The organism is Bacillus sp. FSL K6-3176 (genome assembly GCF_038003325.1).
GTDB classification, from domain to species: Bacteria; Bacillota; Bacilli; order Bacillales; family Bacillaceae; genus Bacillus; species Bacillus altitudinis.
The window spans coordinates 2,941,539-2,957,891 of sequence record NZ_JBBOOX010000001.1 but is presented as its reverse complement, the minus strand read 5'-3'; the positions used below and the strand labels follow the sequence as shown (position 1 = coordinate 2,957,891).

The window sequence follows — 16,353 nt, the reverse complement described above, 5'->3', positions numbered from 1 at the left end:
ATGAAACGATTCAACAATTTCCAAAAGGTACCTGATCTCTTGCAAGGCCTTCTGAATATCTGCCTGTTCTTTCTAGCGATTGCGCTAAGCGTACTCTTAATTAGTGAAACATGGTACATCGTGCAATTCGTCTATAAAACATTGTTTAACAAAGGAGAAAGCTATTATGGAATGCTTGGCGAGCTGCTGATCTTCTTTATGTATTTTGAATTTATCGCCTTAATTATTAAATACTTTAAATCCAACTTTCATTTTCCGCTTCGCTATTTTATTTATATTGGCATCACAGCCGTCATCCGTTTGATTATCATTGATCATGAACAGGCCGTATCGACATTCTGGTGGGCACTGGCCATACTTGCAATGACCTGTGCACTCTTTATCGCGAGCAAAAGAGATACTGCTCATGAGCATGAGGAAGTGAAGTGAGGAAGAAGAAGGAGGAGTGGTCAACACTCGTCTTTTTTGTGTTTAAATGAACAGTTTTTGAATATGTGTTGATTAATGAACAATGATTGAAAGATTGACAATTGATGATGATGTATCTAGAAAATATAATATAAATAGACAGGTGTTCATAAATGAATAGATGTATAGAAAAGGTATTCTGTCCAAAGCAGTTAACGGATTCACAAGTTCTTATGTTATGCTTTAGAAAAAGAGAAACCATTCTTTTCCTAGACATTGATTGTCATCATTCTATCTATAGGGGTCGATCGTATGCGAAGTATTCAAAGTTTGTTTGTTGAATGGTTACTTGTACTTACAAAGAAGAAACTGAATGTTGAGGGGTATTTAGAGGAACGAAGAATGGCGAATCAATTACCTTATGTGCTGCCTGAGAAGTTGAAAAAGAAATATCACATCACCAAAAGCAGCATGTTTTCAGTCGATACGTACATGTTGAAATCAGATGTGCAGCAAGATGATCATCAGGTGCTATTTTTACATGGAGGAGGCTATATTGAGCAGCCGCTCGTATGGCATTGGCGTTTCTTGGATCGATTGACGAAGCAATTAAATAGTACGGTATATGTGCCAGTTTATCCTAAAGCACCGAATCATCAGTATATGGATGCAATCGAGAGTGTTCTCCCAGTTTACCAAGCTCTTTTAGAAAAAGGAACACCAGAAAAAATCGTCATCATGGGTGATTCTGCTGGCGGCGGTTTATCGTTGGCCTTTGCTCAATACTTAGCAAAAAAAGGTCTTCCGCAGCCTGGAAACTTGATTCTATTATCACCATGGCTTGATGTGACATTAAGTAATCCTGATATCGCTAAAATGGTTCCAAAAGAGCCAATGCTCAACCTAGATTTACTAATCGAATCGGGCAAAGCCTATGCAGGTGATACAGATGAAACACATCATTTGATCAGTCCAATCTATGGAGAAATCAAATCGTTAGGACGAATTTCTGTTTTTATTGGCACTCATGAATTCTTTCTCCCAGATGCCCGGAAATTCAAAGAGATGGCAGACAAGCAGGGTGTTCCCATCAACTATATCGAATACCCAAAAATGAATCACGTCTTTCCTGTCTTCCCTATTCCCGAAGCGAACCAAGCGTTAAAACAAATTGTCGCCATTATTGAGAGTAAGACGTTCCCTTTGAGGGATATGACAAAATAGGATGCGAACATGAGGATGGCCAGCAATGCTCTAGCCATTCTCGTTTCTAATTGGAGGATCAAAAGTTAATTATGAACGAAACAGAACCGTTCTCATTTACAAGTATGCAGGAAGTAGCTCCTGTAGCTATTCCAGAAAGACAGTTCATTCAATCACATGACGGCATTCGTCTTGCTTATTATCCGTTTTTATCAGAAACAAACACGCAGACCAATGTGATCATCATTCATGGCGGAGGCGCTCACAGCTTGGCTGGTTATGAGCATATTGCCTATACATTGCAACATGATTTTCACGTGAATGTGTTTCTGCTGGATTTGAGAGGCCACGGATATTCTGAAGGAAAGAAGGGGGATACACCCAAAGTCACTGACGTGTGGCAAGATATTTCGCAAGTTGTGGATGTCATCAAACAGCAGCACGAAGGAGCACTTTATCTTTGTGGTCATTCCTCTGGAGCTGGATTGCTGCTTCAATATCTATCTTGGGATGAAAAAAGAAAAGTAGACGGTTACTTTTTTATTGCTCCTGAATTTGGCTACAAATCTGACACAGCGAAGTCTAATCAAGTCCCTTTTGCCACAGTTCAAGTTTGGAAATTCGTGCTATCTGCGATGACAAAAGGAAGGCTGATGGGGCATTCAGAAGCTGTACGATTTCACTACCCAGCATGGGTGATTGCACAAGATCCACTTCTTTTAACAGGCATTACCATCAATATGTCTCTTGCCTTAACGCCATCTGCACCTCAAAAACAATTTGCAAGGCTGGACCAGCCTTATGGCATGTTTGTTGGAAGCGAGGATGAGTTATACGACGTAGACAAATTTCATCCATATCTGGCGCTTCCAAATCAGCAGGTGAAAAATCAATCTGTTTACCAAGTGATAGAAAACCATACTCATTTGTCCATTTTACTAGAATCGGGAAAAAAGATTGGGTGTACCATCCAAATGTGGAAAAGTTCCATTTAACCTGAACAACTAGTCAACACTCTACCTTTTTCTTAAAAATTTACATTGACACCATCCTTTTCTATGATAAAATCATAGTGTGATAATGAGAATCGTTATCAAACGATATGACTACATATAGAATGGATAGGTGAGGTACATGTTCAAAAAATCTTTTTGGTCGCTACTAGTTGTGCTCTCCATCGTATTACTTGCGGCTTGTGGCAGTAATAGCAGCGAAGGCAAGTCAGATAGTAATGAGAAAACAAGAACCGTTGAAAGCGCTATCGGTTCAACTGAAATTAAAGGATCGCCTAAACGTGTGGTGACGTTGTATCAAGGAGCAACTGATGCAGCCGTCGCTATGGGCATTAAACCAGTGGGTGTTGTAGAATCTTGGCTTGAAGCACCTACGTATAAATATTTAAGAGATGATTTAAAGGGTGTCAAAATTGTTGGGCAGGAAACACAACCAAACTTAGAAGAAATTGAAAAGCTGAAGCCAGATTTGATCATTGCATCAAAAATCCGTCACGAGCAAATTTTTGATCAGCTGAAAGAAATCGCTCCAACGGTTGCAACAGAAACAGTGTTCACTTTTAAAGACACAGTGAATTTAATGGGTGAAGCGTTAAACAAGCAAGATAAATCAAAAGAATTGCTGACGAAGTGGGATGACCGCGTCGCTGACTTCAAAGAAAAAGCAAAGAAAGACATTAAAAACTGGCCAATGAGTGTGTCTGTGGTGAACTTCCGTGCAGATCATGCAAGAATCTATCAAACTGGGTTTGCAGGTTCAATTTTAACAGAGCTAGGCTTTGAAGGTCCTAAAAATGTCAAAGATAAAAAGCAAGATATCATTACACTTACAGACAAAGAGAGCATTCCACAAATGGATGCAGATGTGATCTATTACTTCATGGATGATCAGGATAAAGCAGTTGAAAAAGCATATAAAGAGTGGACAAGTCATCCTTTATGGAAGCAGCTTGATGCAGTGAAAGCGAAACAAGTGCATAAAGTTGATGAAATCACTTGGAACATGGCTGGCGGTATCACCGCTGCAAACATGATGCTTGATGATATTTATGATCGTCTAGGGCTTGATAAATAAGTGTAGCAGAGGAGAAAATGTGAAAAACCATTTTCTCCTTTTTCCATAACAGATTGAAAGCGGGAATCAGATGAGAAGTTTATTAAAAAAGGATTCGAGCAAGGCACTGCTATTTGCTGGATTCATCGTGTTGATGTTGGTCTTTTTTATGCTCAGTATTTCTCTTGGGCAAACCTCAATTTCCCTCAAAGCCACCATCCATGCGTTTCTTCAGTTTGATGAGTCAGATCCAAACAGTGTGATTGTCATGACATCCAGATTATCAAGAGCTTTAATTGCGACGGTTGTTGGATCAAGTCTAGCGATTTCAGGTGCACTCATGCAGGCATTGACGAGAAATCCGCTGGCTGCACCAGATCTTTTAGGTATTAATGCAGGTGGACTCTTTTTTATTGTGATTTCGATTGTTTTCTTTTCTACCGAGTCGTTAACAGGTTATATGTGGACGGCCTTTTTAGGCGCTGCCATTGCAGGTATGCTTGTCTTTCTTCTAGGCTCCATTGGAAGAGACGGACTGACACCGGTCAAAATTGTACTCGCAGGTGCTGCGATATCTGCTCTGTTTGCGTCCTTTACTCAAGGACTTTTAATCGTGAATGAACAGTCCATTCAAAGCATCCTGTTCTGGATGGCTGGTTCAGTGTCAGGAAGAAGTATAGATATGCTGCTGCCTGTGCTGCCTTATATTCTTGGGGCGACTGTGGTGGCGCTGCTTCTTGGCCGCTCGATCAATGTCCTTTTATCGGGTGATGATATTGCGAAAGGGCTTGGCCAGCGTACGTTGCTTTTGAAGATGACGATGGGGGTACTTGTCGTCTTTTTAGCAGGAGGTTCCGTCGCTGTCGCAGGATCCATTGGATTTGTTGGTTTTCTTGTGCCGCATATTGTGAAAAAGCTTGTTGGACCTGACCACCGCTGGGTACTGCCGTATTGTGCCGTTGTAGGGGCTTCGCTTTTACTTGTCGCAGATCTTGCCGCTCGTTTTCTGATCATGCCGCAGGAAGTACCGATAGGTGTCATGACGGCGGTAGCAGGAGCGCCTCTATTTGTTTATCTCGTGCGCAAGGGGTTGAAGACAGGTGGCTAAAACATATACAGTGCGTTCAAAGGGCGGGCGCATTTCATTTCAATTTTCAAAGCGGACGTTTTTGATTTTACTATTATTGACAGGCGTTGCCTTTGGTTTATTTATTCTGAGCCTTTGTATGGGCAGCCGCTTTATTCCGCCTACTGATGTGCTACTGCATATCTTCGGACAAGGCGAGGGAAATACGTTTGTATTAAATACGTTGAGGATTCCAAGGACCCTGCTTGCGGTTTTAGTGGGAGCGGCACTTGCGGTATCGGGGCTTATTTTACAAGGTCTCATTCGAAATCCGCTTGCATCGCCTGACATCATAGGAATTACGAGCGGTGCGTCGTTTGGCGCCATTATGTTCATCGTCTTTTGGATGGGCACTGTGCCTATTGCGTATCAATCCTTGTGGGCCATTGCAGGCGCTTTTGCGGTATCATGCCTGATTTATTTGCTTTCATGGAAAAAAGGCGTCAAGCCGATCACGCTCGTCTTGATGGGGATTGGGATTTCCGCCATTATGAAGGCGTGTGTGACGTTTACTCTTGTGCTCAGCGATACGATGACCACGACCAAGTCATACATCTGGCTGACGGGCAGTTTATATGGTTCTACAATGAAGGACGTCATCGCAATGCTTCCTTGGGTATTGATGATTTTACCGATTGTCATGGTGCTGGCAAGAACGATGAATGTGAAGGAGCTTGGAGATGATCTTGCAACAGGTCTCGGAGTCAAGGTTCAGGCGAAGCGGTTATTCTTTCTACTGATGAGTGTGACATTAGCCGGTATTGCCGTTGCATTCGCAGGTGGTATTGAATTTGTTGGACTGATGGCGCCACATGTGGCAAGGATGATCATCGGTCGTTCCTTTATTGCGCTTGTTCCAGCATCTGCGCTTGTTGGAAGTATTCTCGTGATGCTGGCAGATTTAGTTGCGAGAACGGCTTTTCTTCCGTTAGATGTTCCGGCAGGCGTTTTTACGGCGGCAATTGGTGCACCGTTCTTTATTTATTTGTTATATCAACAGCGAAATCGTTAAACGAAAGATGGGGGTTTTGATATGAAGCCAGAGTGGGTTGAGAGAGAATTACTTGATTTCGGGGTACACATCACAAATGGACCAATGACATCTGATCGCACACTTGCTGCGCTTTTTTCAGAAGCATCTATCAGACGTTTATTAGAAGCTGAAAAGGAAGCGATGCATGCACCGAATATAGCAGTGGCGGCGTCCATGTTTTCAAAACGCTATGCCTATTTAGCTGTTAGTTCTACTTTGTACTTGATGACGATGTATGATGCTGTCTACCGGTTTTCACCAGAGGCGTGTGTCTTTAGAGAAGATCGCAAAATTGAGCTAGATGAAATGCTCTGTTCATTTGTTCAGTTAGAAGGAGATCGTCATGAGTGGAGAGAGCAGGTCGTCCGCATGCTATTTACGCAGTGTGTCACACCTCTTTTAGATGTATTGAAACGTACTTCAAGACTTCCGTATTCGATTTTATGGGAAAATGTAGCGGTACGTATCAATTCTCTTTACCGTAGCATGATGCGAGAAACGGAAGAGCCTAAAATGAAAGAGCGCATACGGGAGGATTATTTGTTTCTGAAGAAGGCATCGGGTGATCTTTTCGGAGTGAAGCAAAATCCTTTTCAGCACAGCTTAAATTTAGATGAAAGTTTGCTAGACACATCAAATCGAAAGACTTGCTGTATGTATTATAAGCTTGAGAAAAAATCAGAGAGCCTTGATTATTGTCTCGTCTGTCCGCTAAAGTAAAAAAACACCTTATGCAAGGTGTTTTTTTATTAGATTAGATTTTTCTTAAATATTTATACGTAAATTTAAATATGATATTTATGTTATATTGTTTCATTATATCATCATTTATGGAAGGAACTGATATGAAAAAAGTTATCATATATATCATCTTTATTTTCATCATCATCATTGGCTTGTTTTTCATTCAACCACTTAAAAACCACATCTCTTTTCTTAAAGTAAAAAGTACAAATCTTACTGAATTAAAGGTGGGAGAATTGAAGTTGGGATTAATAAAGAGAAACTATAGTGAAAACGAGTGGATTAAAACTTCAAATTCAAATTATTTTAAAGTGAATAATAGAAAAGAAATAGTGGCAATCTCTTTAGAAAATAATCAAAGTAATATAAACAACACAATAAATATTCATTCAACTAAAAAAGATATCTATGATTATCTAGGTGAAAATTATTATCGTAAAAATGACGATCAGGGATATGAAATTTTAGGCTATAAGGATTCAAAGCATGATATCAAAATAGAGTTTTTCTGTTTAGATCGCAATGTAGAAAGAATTATTATTAGTAAATTGGGGGAATAAACATAACATAATGATCAGAATCTTTATAAGATGAGAAGTGTGTTTGATGTTGTATGATCATCTTTTATAGAGATAGTAATGGAAAGAGGCACTGCTTGCTCATAGCAGTGCCTCTCTTTTTTATTCCCAAATATCGCTTACCCATTCAGGGTGATCAATGAAAGGATTGCGATTGTGCTGGTACGTTTGATAGATGATTTCGTTACGATTCCGTTCGATTTGATCGACTGGATCTTGCTTGTGCCATTTCAATAGGACAGACATTTTGCCGTGAAGAGGGGCGCTTCCATTATTCACTTTGTTGTTCAATTCTAAATCTGGGAAACGGTCATCACCTTCATATCGGACGGCCATATAAAAGAGCATTCTTGCTACATCTCCTTTCACCCGGCTATGAGGTTCAAATGAGTCGCTGTCGTAGAAGTTACCCGGCGCTCCCTTGTATTCATTTCCGCCTATATCAAAATCTAAATTTCCTCGTGTGCTATTCGTTTGTACGTCTGTTGCCCGAAGGTGATGGAGATCTGTACCAGGTCCCTGGCTCGTCCCAAAATTGCCGTGAGATTTAGCCCACACATGCTCCCGGTTCCACTGTCCCACGTTTCCTCCATTTGCTTGCTTTGACCTGGAGATACCGCTATAGAGCAAGAGCACATTGCTTGGATTTTTTGGATCTTCATCCGTTTTCTTTAATGCATCCCAAACCTGGCTGTAGGATAGCTGCGTATGATCATCAATAATATCGTGTAATGCTTTCTTAAGAGCAGGCCCAGATTTGCCAGCAGCAGATTGGTAATAGGAATCAATTTGACTTGAAGCGGTTGTTTTCGCTTGTTGAGCAGATGTTTCGGTTTGAAGCTGTAACGGGGAAAAGGTGATGGTTTGACTCGGTTCATTCAGAGTAAAGCCTTGAGCATTTGCAGCGGGAGGCAACGGAGCGGCAAATGTACCGAAAATCATGATTCCGGCGGCCACAGTTCCAAATAAAGATCTTTTCATTCTATTTCCTCCTTCATAGGGAATGTATACTCTTTAGTTCTATCATATTGCCATAAAGAAATAAATGGATTTATCGTAAATTTTATGTAATCAATTCGTAAGAAAAGAGATTGCTATTTTATCAGCATTGCTGTATAAGTGGGCATATAAGGATGGACACAGCAAGGGAGAGGATGGATAACGTGAAAGAACTACACACACCTATTAGAACCATTATGACACCAGGACCTGTCGAAGTAGATCCGAGAGTCCTTCGGGTGATGAGTACACCAATTCTTGGTCAATTTGATCCTGCATTTACAGAGATCATGAATGAAACGATGACCTTATTACGATCACTTTTTCAAACAGAAAATGAATGGGCTTATCCAATTGATGGGACGTCCCGCTCAGGACTTGAAGCTGTGCTTGCCAGTGTGATCGAGCCCGGAGATGTCATGCTCGTTCCGGTCTTTGGACGCTTCGGTCATTTGCTGATTGAAATTGGACAGCGCTATGGTGCTGAGGTACATACAATGGAATGTGAATGGGGAACGGTTTTTAAGCAAGACGACATCATCGCAGAGATGCATCAAGTCAAGCCGAAAATTGTTGCGATGGTTCATGGTGAAACATCTACCGGAAGATTACAGCCGCTTGAGAAAATTGGTGAAGCATGCCGAGCGCTTGATGCGCTTTTTATTGTAGACGCTGTGGCGACAATTGGTGGAGTCGAGGTCAAGGTAGACGAATGGAAAATCGATGCGGCAATTGGGGGCTCACAGAAATGCTTGTCTGTTCCATCAGGGATGTCACCGATCACATATAATGACCGGGTGGCAGATGTCGTACAATCGAGAAAGAAAGTAGAAAAAGGGATTGCAACACAGGACGAACTGCAAAAACAGGTAGACATTTCTCCAATCAAAAGCAATTACTTTGATCTAAGCCAGCTGCAAGATTATTGGAGCCCGAGGCGGTTAAATCATCATACAGAAGCGACGACGATGCTTTATGCACTGAGAGAAGGGGTTCGACTTGTGCTAGAGGAAGGTCTGGAGGAACGTTTTCAGCGCCACTTGTTTCATGAAAAGGCTTTAATGGCAGGCCTTGAAGCGATGGGGCTCGAATTATTTGGTGATCCAGACTGCAAAATGCCAGTCGTGACGTGTATCGTCATTCCAAGTGATATCGACGGAGAAGCGGTCCGGGCTGATCTTCTTCATCATTTTGGAATTGAAATTGCGAGTTCATTTGGGCCGCTTGCAGGACGGATATGGAGAATTGGCTCAATGGGCTATAGCTGCCGAAAGGAAAATATTCTATTTGTTTTAGCAGGCCTTGAAGCCATCTTGATGAAATACGGCGCAGCCATCAATTGTGGCGCTGGGTTACAGGCGGCTCTTTCCATCTATGAACAAGCTGAATAAAAAAGGGATACTCAAAATACTCGCCACCAGCGGGTATTTTTTATTTGGGAAAAAACGCTGTTTTTTGAAAAACTAGACTTATAGAGAGCGATATCGCTATACTGAAGAAGTTCTTATCATTTTTGTCATCATTTTCATTTATTTTGAAGAAAGAGGTTTTAATATGAAAAAAATGGGCAGATTGTACATTTTGATGCTCAATATTTTTATTGCCATGCTTGGATTTGGTCTGATCGTTCCTGTCATGCCAAGTTATATTGAAGCCTTTGGCGCAACTGGAAAAACACTTGGTTTCCTCGTTGCTGCAACTGGCCTCACACAATTTGCTTTATCACCCGTCGCTGGAGCGCTGACTGATCGGTTTGGACGCAGAAAATTGATTATTGCCGGGATTGCCGGCTTTACGGTAGCTCAATTTATTTTTGCATTTGCCGATCAGCTTTGGATGCTGTTTGTGTCTCGGTTTTTAGGCGGAGCTGCTGGTGCGCTGCTGATGCCCGCCATGTTTGCCTACATTGCTGATATCACAAGTGAAAAGGATCGAGGGAAAGGAATGGGGCTATTTAGTGCAGCAATGACGTTAGGCTTTGTCATTGGACCGGGTGTTGGGGGTTATTTGGTTGAGTTTGGGATTGCTTTTCCTTTCCTCATCGCTGGTTCTTTTGCAGCCCTGTCGACGCTGTTGTCTTTCTTGTTCTTACCTGAAACCTTAACAAAGGAAAAGCAGGAAGAAGCACGATTGAATAAAGAGCTTCATTTCAATCCTTTTACGCAGATGATTCAGGCTTTAAAAACACCATACGGTTTTTTGTTTATCTTGGCCTTTGTTTTGAATTTCGGAATCATTCATTTTGAATCGATCTTTGGCTTATATGTGGACCAAAAACATGGCTTTACACCGAAGGATATTGCATTTGTCATTACAGTAGCTGGACTTGCGGGTGTCATCGTTCAAGGTGCTTTAGTAAATACCTTTGTGAAACGATTTGGCGAAATGCGTGTCGTCCGTTATGCCCTTTTAGCTGCGGCGTTTATGCTGATCGCCTGCCGCTTTGCTCCTTCCTTTTGGCTCATTTTTACGGGCTCCATTTTATTTTTATCAGCCACCTCGTTTGTTCGTCCAGCTCTTAATACATTACTTTCTAAAATGGCAGGGAATCAGCAGGGGGTAGCAGGCGGCCTCAATACCTCCTTTATGAGCCTTGCGAATATCGTCGGGCCAAGTCTTGCGGGTATTTTATTTGATGTGAATATTGAGCTGCCATTTATTTTTGGAACGCTGGTGCTTTGTATGAGTTTCATTGCTTCTATTTTATGGGCGAAAAAAGCGCAGCAACATTCCCATGCCGTATCGTAAAGGCTGCATAGAAAAAACCGATCAGCACAAATGGATCGGTTTTTTTCGTCATCGCTCATACTTCACGACTGGTGATTTTTCTTTATGCAACGCATGAATCAATGCATCGTCTACATGCAAATGCTCCTTCACTAATTGAGGAGGGGTTAAGGCCATCCATTGGTTCAATGAAATATCAGCAAATCGATCGCTTTTAAACATTTCTAGAAACCAAAGGCTCGTTTGCCCGATATTTTGTATGTAATGCCCCATCCCGAAAGGAACATAACCAACATCACCTGCTCTGTAATTAAAGGTGCGAGCTGTCCCGCCTGCTCCAAAAACCGTCATTTTGGCTGTACCGGTTAAATAGTATTGCCACTCATCATTATTCGGGTGCCAGTGCATTTCTCTCATCCCGCCAGGTTTTACCTCCACAAGTGCAGCAGCAATCGTTTTAGATACTGGAAAATTGCGTGAGTCGACGATTCGCACTGTTCCACCAGAGGTCACGATTGGTTTTTGACGAAGGAGCTGATGGGTAAATGGCGGTTTGATGCCGCCGTATGGATCAGAGACGGTTTGGCTTTCAATGGATGCCGGTGAAGAGCCTTGAAACATATAGCGCTGTTTATGTGGAATGCGGTCAAACAGCTTGATTGGCACGCCGAAATTAGCAGAAAGAATGTCTTTTGGTGTATGAGCAAACCAGTCTGTGATGGTGAACGTATCAAATTCAGAAAAAGCACCATCATCAAACACCAGGAGAAACTCACAGCCATCCTCAAGACCTTGAATGGAGTGCGGAATACCGGGCGGGAAATACCACAAGTCTCCTTCTTCTACATCAGCGATCATATTCCGTCCTTCTGCATCTACAGATGTGATCCGGGCTTTGCCTAAAATCATATATGCCCATTCCGCCTGCTTATGCCAATGAAGCTCACGAACACCCCCGCGCGTAAGCCGCATGTTTACACCAGCAATCGTTGTTGAAACAGGCAGCTCTCGCTCGGTAATTTCCCTCGACCAGCCGCCATGATTCAAGTGCATATGTGTATCAGAATATGAAAATTTTAAATTAGGAATCGTCCCCGCATCCGTTTTTGGGGGGACGAACATATCTGGGTTCTCCAAATCGCGCAGAACGTCTCGCGGGCCTAAATCGGTTGCGCCGGCCCCATCGTCTCGAATCGGTTGCGGGATGTGACGAATCTCCTCATCCATTTGACACCACTCCTTGTCATTCACACTTCTCCTCCAAAATATATGAGGCGTAAGAAAAAAAGATTCAATTGGAATCGGATGAAAGGTGGTTTTGAATCCGCAAAGCTAATCGCAAGCGCAATGTTGCGTCAGGATCTTTTAGGCTGATCTGGAGCAGTTCTTCACATTTCTCCAGTCGATATATCACGGTGTTGCGATGAACAGATAAACGTTTGGCTGTTTCTGAAATATGGCAATGTGTTTCGACATAAACAGATAAGGTGTGGAGAAGATTTGGGTCGACTTGTGATTGTTCATATAATGGGTGGAGATACCGCTCATAGAATGTTGTTAAATCTTTTGGTGGGATGAGCTTCAGTAAATTTGAAACATCTTTTGCTTGATAGAACTGAATATATTCAGCCCGTAATGAGAGCTGGCCTGATTGCAGAGCATGGGCAGCTTCACTGAATCCTTTTGGCAGATCGGTGATGAGATAACCGCTTAAGCTTACACCAAAGGAAATGGTGGCATTCACATGCTGTTTAATAAGGATCTGCATTTGTTTTAAAAAAGAGCAGATCGATTTGTTCATTGCCTGCCACCCGCCAGTCTCTTCTATAAGGAAGATGCCGATATCTCCTTTGACAAAAAGAAAGGCGGGATATGGACAGTGCGAAAGGGTGCTTTCAAGTAAAGCAAACACATCATCTACAAGGGTTTGCTGCTTAAGGAAACAAGAGAAATGATTGCTCTGATCAAGTTGACAGACGATACATAAATAGGGAATCGTTGTGTTTAATTCAAACATGCGTGCTAGGCGGGTGGCATCTTGCTCTGAGGAAATCGTGCCCTCCATCCATTTGCGAAACCATTCATTTTTGGCTCGCTCTGTCGATTGCTTGATGGCATGTTGTTTGATGCGTGAAATGGACATGGCATTTACAGCTTGTACAATTATCAAATGCAGCCCCATGTCGTCTTGGGGATGAATGAAGGCGGGAACGACTAAATAATCATAAGCTTGTTCGTTTATATAGATAGGAAAAACAGAAACGCTTTCTTTTGAATGAACCATAGAAAAATAGTGCTGCTGCGTACTGTGAAACAAGCGGAGCATTTGTATCCAATCTGGATTTGTCATACCTTGGAGTGAGGTGAAAAGAATACGTCCATACTGATTGATCAAATAGACAGGCTGATGAATTCTTTGGGCCACTTTTTGCAATACTTCAACATGATGATCGACAATGTTCATATCCACTCATTCTCCTTTTTTAGAGCTGAAGCCTTTGGTGAAGATGAATAAAAAAATGGACAATCGCTGTTAAAGTCTCTGATATCAATTTTATGTTATCAGCTTCATTCAATTTAGATAGAAAGTTGTGATGTAATATCACAAAAAAGATGGCAGGGCAACATCACATCAGTCATCTTCATTCAGAAAAATGGGTAAATATGATATGTTGTAGACAGAAGAATTTCTTTCAGAAAGATGGGTATCCCAAGAAACAAAGACTTTCAATGGGAAAATCCGTTTAGACAAGCAAGTGGCAAGAGGTGAGATAGATGATTTATATCGGATTAACTGGCTGGGGCGATCATGACAGTCTGTACCCGCCGAGAATCGGCAGCTCTCAAAAGCTGTTTCACTACGCATCAACGTTTCCCATTGTGGAACTGGATGCAAGCTTTTATGCTGTTCAGCCTGAGCGCAACCATGAAAAATGGATAAAAGATACGCCAGACGCCTTTCAATTTGTCGTGAAAGCATATCAAGGAATGACCGGGCATCAAAGAGGCGAGATCCCGTTTGCTTCAAAGGAAGAAATGTTTGATGCCTTTATTCTTTCACTGACTCCTCTCATTCGAGCAGGGAAACTGGCGATGGTTCTGTTTCAATTTCCACCATGGTTTGATTGCAAAAAGGAGCACGTCCACTATTTAAGATGGTGTAAGGAGAAGATGGGGGACATTCCTTGTGCACTCGAATTCCGAAACCGAACTTGGTTTTCAGACGAGTTTTATGAACAAACCTTATCCTTTATGGAGAAAGAAGGGTGGATTCATTCTGTCTGTGATGAACCGCAAGTCGGAGAAGGATCTATACCGCCAGTCATAAAAGCCACACACCGTGACAAAACATTGGTCCGTTTCCACGGAAGAAATAAACAAGGCTGGCTTCACCCGGCAGATCATGAGAACTGGCGTGAAGTTCGTTACTTATATTTATATAATGAAGCTGAACTAAAGGAATGGAAAAAGAACCTCGACATCCTGCATCAACAATCGAAAGATGTATATGTCGTATTTAATAATAACTCAGGCGGAGATGCGGCGGCGAATGGCCAGCAAATGATTGATTTACTGGATTTGACGTATTCAAGCTTATCGCCGAAGCAGTTAGATTTATTTAGTTAAATGAGAGCTGTGGCTTTCAATTTGAACGAGACGGTTCAGTGACAACTTGAGGGAGAGATCAACATGCTGCAGAAGCTATGGTTATATCATACAAACGACTTGCATAGCCACTTTGAAAACTGGCCAAAAATCGCAGCTTATATTGAAGAAAAGCGTCAAGTTCACGATCAGATGCTCTTATTTGATATTGGCGATCATATGGATCGAGTAAACCTTGTATCAGAAGCTGATTATGGAAAAGTGAATGTTAAACTCCTCAATCAGCTTGGCTATGATGGCGTCACAATTGGTAATAATGAAGGCATTACGTTGCCTCATGAGCAGCTCGACCAATTGTACAAAGACGCGCAATTCCCGGTGATTTTATCTAATTTATTTGAAAAAGGCAAAAGACCATCGTGGGCAAAGCCTTATGAAGTGATCACGTTGAAAAATGGACTGAAGATCGCCGTCTTAGGTGTGACCATTGCGTATACACCTGTCTATGAAAAGCTGGGCTGGGACATTACAGACCCATTTGAGAGCATACGGGAGATGCTACAAGAAGTGAAAGGACAAGCCGATGTCATTGTTCTTCTTTCCCATCTTGGCATCATCCATGATCGAGAGGTAGCCCATGACTTCCCAGAAATCGACATCATCTTAGGCTCACATACGCATCATCTTTTAGAACAGGGCGAGATGGATAATGGCGTTCTTCTTGCATGTGCTGAAAAGTATGGGCATTATATTGGCTGTGTCGAGCTGACCATTGATACAGCGAGTAGCGAGCTCATCGAGAAAAAAGCGACGGTGCAATCAGTGGACCAGCTGATCAGTGAATCCGATGAAGCGATCACGACTTTACAGAAAGCTGAAAGACGAGCGAAGTCACTCATGCAGGAAAAAGTGACATCCATTAAATCAAAGCTCGAAACAAAGTGGTTTGATGACTCCCAGCTTCCGCAACTTTTAACAGATGCCATTAAAGAATGGTGCGAGGCAGATATCGGCATGATGAATGCAGGGATGGTGCTTGATTCATTAGAGGCTGGCATCGTCACTAGAGAAGACATTCACCGGATATGCCCGCATCCCATTAATCCAATCAGGGTGACACTTACTGGGAAGCAATTGATCGAAACAGTGTCTCGTGGCTGTGAAGAAAAAATGGAACAGCTACGCATCAAAGGCTTTGGGTTTAGAGGAGAATTAATGGGAAAAATGCTATACAGCGGTCTGACTTATACATTAGAAGAGGGCGAAGCCAAACGGGTAAAAGAGGTTTATGTAAACGGCGAGCTGATCCAAGAGGACGTGTCCTATACAGTTGGCACAGTGGATATGTATACACTTGGCTCTCTTTTTCCTCATATACGTGACCATGAACACATTGAATATTTCATGCCGGAATTTTTACGTGATGTCCTGAGCTGGCGATTGAAGGATGCAAAGTGAAATCCGCTCCAGCCTAACAACACTTGCCCTCCCTTCACATAGATTGTGTTGAAGGGAGTGAAGGGATATGGTGAATTTAACACCTATTACAATTGATGGCCATTCCTTTACAGCCGTCACCGTCAAACTGCCAAAGACCAATTTCATGGCAGTGACAAATGAGCATGGTTATATTATGTGCGGTGCACTTGATGTCGGGCTCCTAAATGAAAAGCTTGCAGATAGAGGAATCATCGCAGGAAGAGCAGTCGGTGTAAGAACCATCGAGCAATTGCTGGATGCACCTTTAGAATCTGTGACATATGCCGCTGAGTCGCTCGGCATTCATGCTGGCACAATTGGAAGAGATGCATTATTAAAAATGGTGAAATAAAATGAACAGATGATTCCTATCCCCCCGCCTG

Annotated in this window: 16 protein-coding genes; 13 read left to right on the top strand and 3 right to left on the bottom strand. The window is 42.2% G+C overall.

The features are described 5' to 3' along the window. The 8 genes from psiE to MHB38_RS15465 all read left to right on the top strand — a co-directional run bounded on the left by psiE (position 1) and on the right by MHB38_RS15465 (position 7,141). Entirely contained in the window at positions 1–429 is a 429-nt protein-coding gene (gene psiE, locus MHB38_RS15500) for a phosphate-starvation-inducible protein PsiE (RefSeq protein ID WP_052320794.1), read from the top strand. Positions 430–720: 291 nt separating this feature from the next. After that, a complete protein-coding gene (locus tag MHB38_RS15495; protein WP_047945374.1) occupies positions 721–1,632 on the top strand; it encodes an alpha/beta hydrolase in 912 nt (303 codons plus the stop codon). Positions 1,633–1,703: 71 nt separating this feature from the next. Further along, on the top strand, positions 1,704–2,606 hold the full coding sequence (locus MHB38_RS15490; RefSeq protein WP_060832621.1) for an alpha/beta hydrolase: 903 nt from the start codon (positions 1,704–1,706) through the stop codon (positions 2,604–2,606). Between the two features lie 139 nt (positions 2,607–2,745). Next, positions 2,746–3,699, top strand: a complete 954-nt coding sequence (locus tag MHB38_RS15485) for an ABC transporter substrate-binding protein (protein WP_007500381.1) — start codon at positions 2,746–2,748, stop codon at positions 3,697–3,699. Positions 3,700–3,769: 70 nt separating this feature from the next. Then, positions 3,770–4,786 (top strand): FecCD family ABC transporter permease, encoded by a 1,017-nt coding sequence (locus MHB38_RS15480; RefSeq protein ID WP_007500383.1) that lies wholly within the window; start codon positions 3,770–3,772, stop codon positions 4,784–4,786. Continuing rightward, the gene (locus tag MHB38_RS15475; protein WP_017367999.1) at positions 4,779–5,816 is read left to right on the top strand and encodes a FecCD family ABC transporter permease; all 1,038 of its coding nucleotides are present in this window, start codon (positions 4,779–4,781) and stop codon (positions 5,814–5,816) included. Before MHB38_RS15480 ends, MHB38_RS15475 begins: the two co-directional genes overlap by 8 nt. A 21-nt stretch (positions 5,817–5,837) precedes the next feature. After that, positions 5,838–6,557 (top strand): IucA/IucC family C-terminal-domain containing protein, encoded by a 720-nt coding sequence (locus MHB38_RS15470; protein ID WP_341003868.1) that lies wholly within the window; start codon positions 5,838–5,840, stop codon positions 6,555–6,557. A gap of 125 nt (positions 6,558–6,682) precedes the next feature. Then, positions 6,683–7,141: a hypothetical protein gene (locus tag MHB38_RS15465; RefSeq protein WP_341003867.1), complete on the top strand. Its 459-nt coding sequence runs from the start codon at positions 6,683–6,685 to the stop codon at positions 7,139–7,141. Between the two features lie 120 nt (positions 7,142–7,261). Here MHB38_RS15465 and MHB38_RS15460 read toward each other — a convergent pair whose 3' ends face one another. Then, positions 7,262–8,140 (bottom strand): endonuclease I family protein, encoded by an 879-nt coding sequence (locus MHB38_RS15460; protein WP_046526533.1) that lies wholly within the window; start codon positions 8,138–8,140, stop codon positions 7,262–7,264. A gap of 173 nt (positions 8,141–8,313) precedes the next feature. Between MHB38_RS15460 and MHB38_RS15455 the strand changes: the two genes are divergently transcribed. Both MHB38_RS15455 and MHB38_RS15450 read left to right on the top strand, forming a co-directional pair. Continuing rightward, the gene (locus MHB38_RS15455; protein ID WP_046526580.1) at positions 8,314–9,549 is read left to right on the top strand and encodes a pyridoxal-phosphate-dependent aminotransferase family protein; all 1,236 of its coding nucleotides are present in this window, start codon (positions 8,314–8,316) and stop codon (positions 9,547–9,549) included. 163 nt (positions 9,550–9,712) lie between these two features. Next, positions 9,713–10,906 (top strand): MFS transporter, encoded by a 1,194-nt coding sequence (locus MHB38_RS15450; RefSeq protein ID WP_212046972.1) that lies wholly within the window; start codon positions 9,713–9,715, stop codon positions 10,904–10,906. A 48-nt stretch (positions 10,907–10,954) separates the two neighbouring features. On the opposite strand, the gene MHB38_RS15445 is transcribed toward MHB38_RS15450, so the two are convergent. Together MHB38_RS15445 and MHB38_RS15440 are read right to left on the bottom strand one after the other, a co-directional pair. Further along, the gene (locus MHB38_RS15445) at positions 10,955–12,112 is read right to left on the bottom strand and encodes an oxalate decarboxylase family bicupin (RefSeq protein WP_081114364.1); all 1,158 of its coding nucleotides are present in this window, start codon (positions 12,110–12,112) and stop codon (positions 10,955–10,957) included. Between the two features lie 64 nt (positions 12,113–12,176). Then, positions 12,177–13,349, bottom strand: a complete 1,173-nt coding sequence (locus MHB38_RS15440) for a PucR family transcriptional regulator (RefSeq protein ID WP_212046973.1) — start codon at positions 13,347–13,349, stop codon at positions 12,177–12,179. A gap of 311 nt (positions 13,350–13,660) precedes the next feature. On the opposite strand from MHB38_RS15440, the gene MHB38_RS15435 reads away from it, so the two are divergent. The 3 genes from MHB38_RS15435 (at position 13,661) to MHB38_RS15425 (ending at position 16,322) form a co-directional block, all read left to right on the top strand. Beyond that, positions 13,661–14,512, top strand: a complete 852-nt coding sequence (locus MHB38_RS15435; RefSeq protein WP_008346854.1) for a DUF72 domain-containing protein — start codon at positions 13,661–13,663, stop codon at positions 14,510–14,512. Between the two features lie 63 nt (positions 14,513–14,575). After that, on the top strand, positions 14,576–15,949 hold the full coding sequence (locus tag MHB38_RS15430; protein WP_212046974.1) for a bifunctional metallophosphatase/5'-nucleotidase: 1,374 nt from the start codon (positions 14,576–14,578) through the stop codon (positions 15,947–15,949). A gap of 67 nt (positions 15,950–16,016) precedes the next feature. Further along, a complete protein-coding gene (locus MHB38_RS15425) occupies positions 16,017–16,322 on the top strand; it encodes a YunC family protein (protein WP_007500404.1) in 306 nt (101 codons plus the stop codon). Positions 16,323–16,353 lie beyond the last annotated feature (31 nt).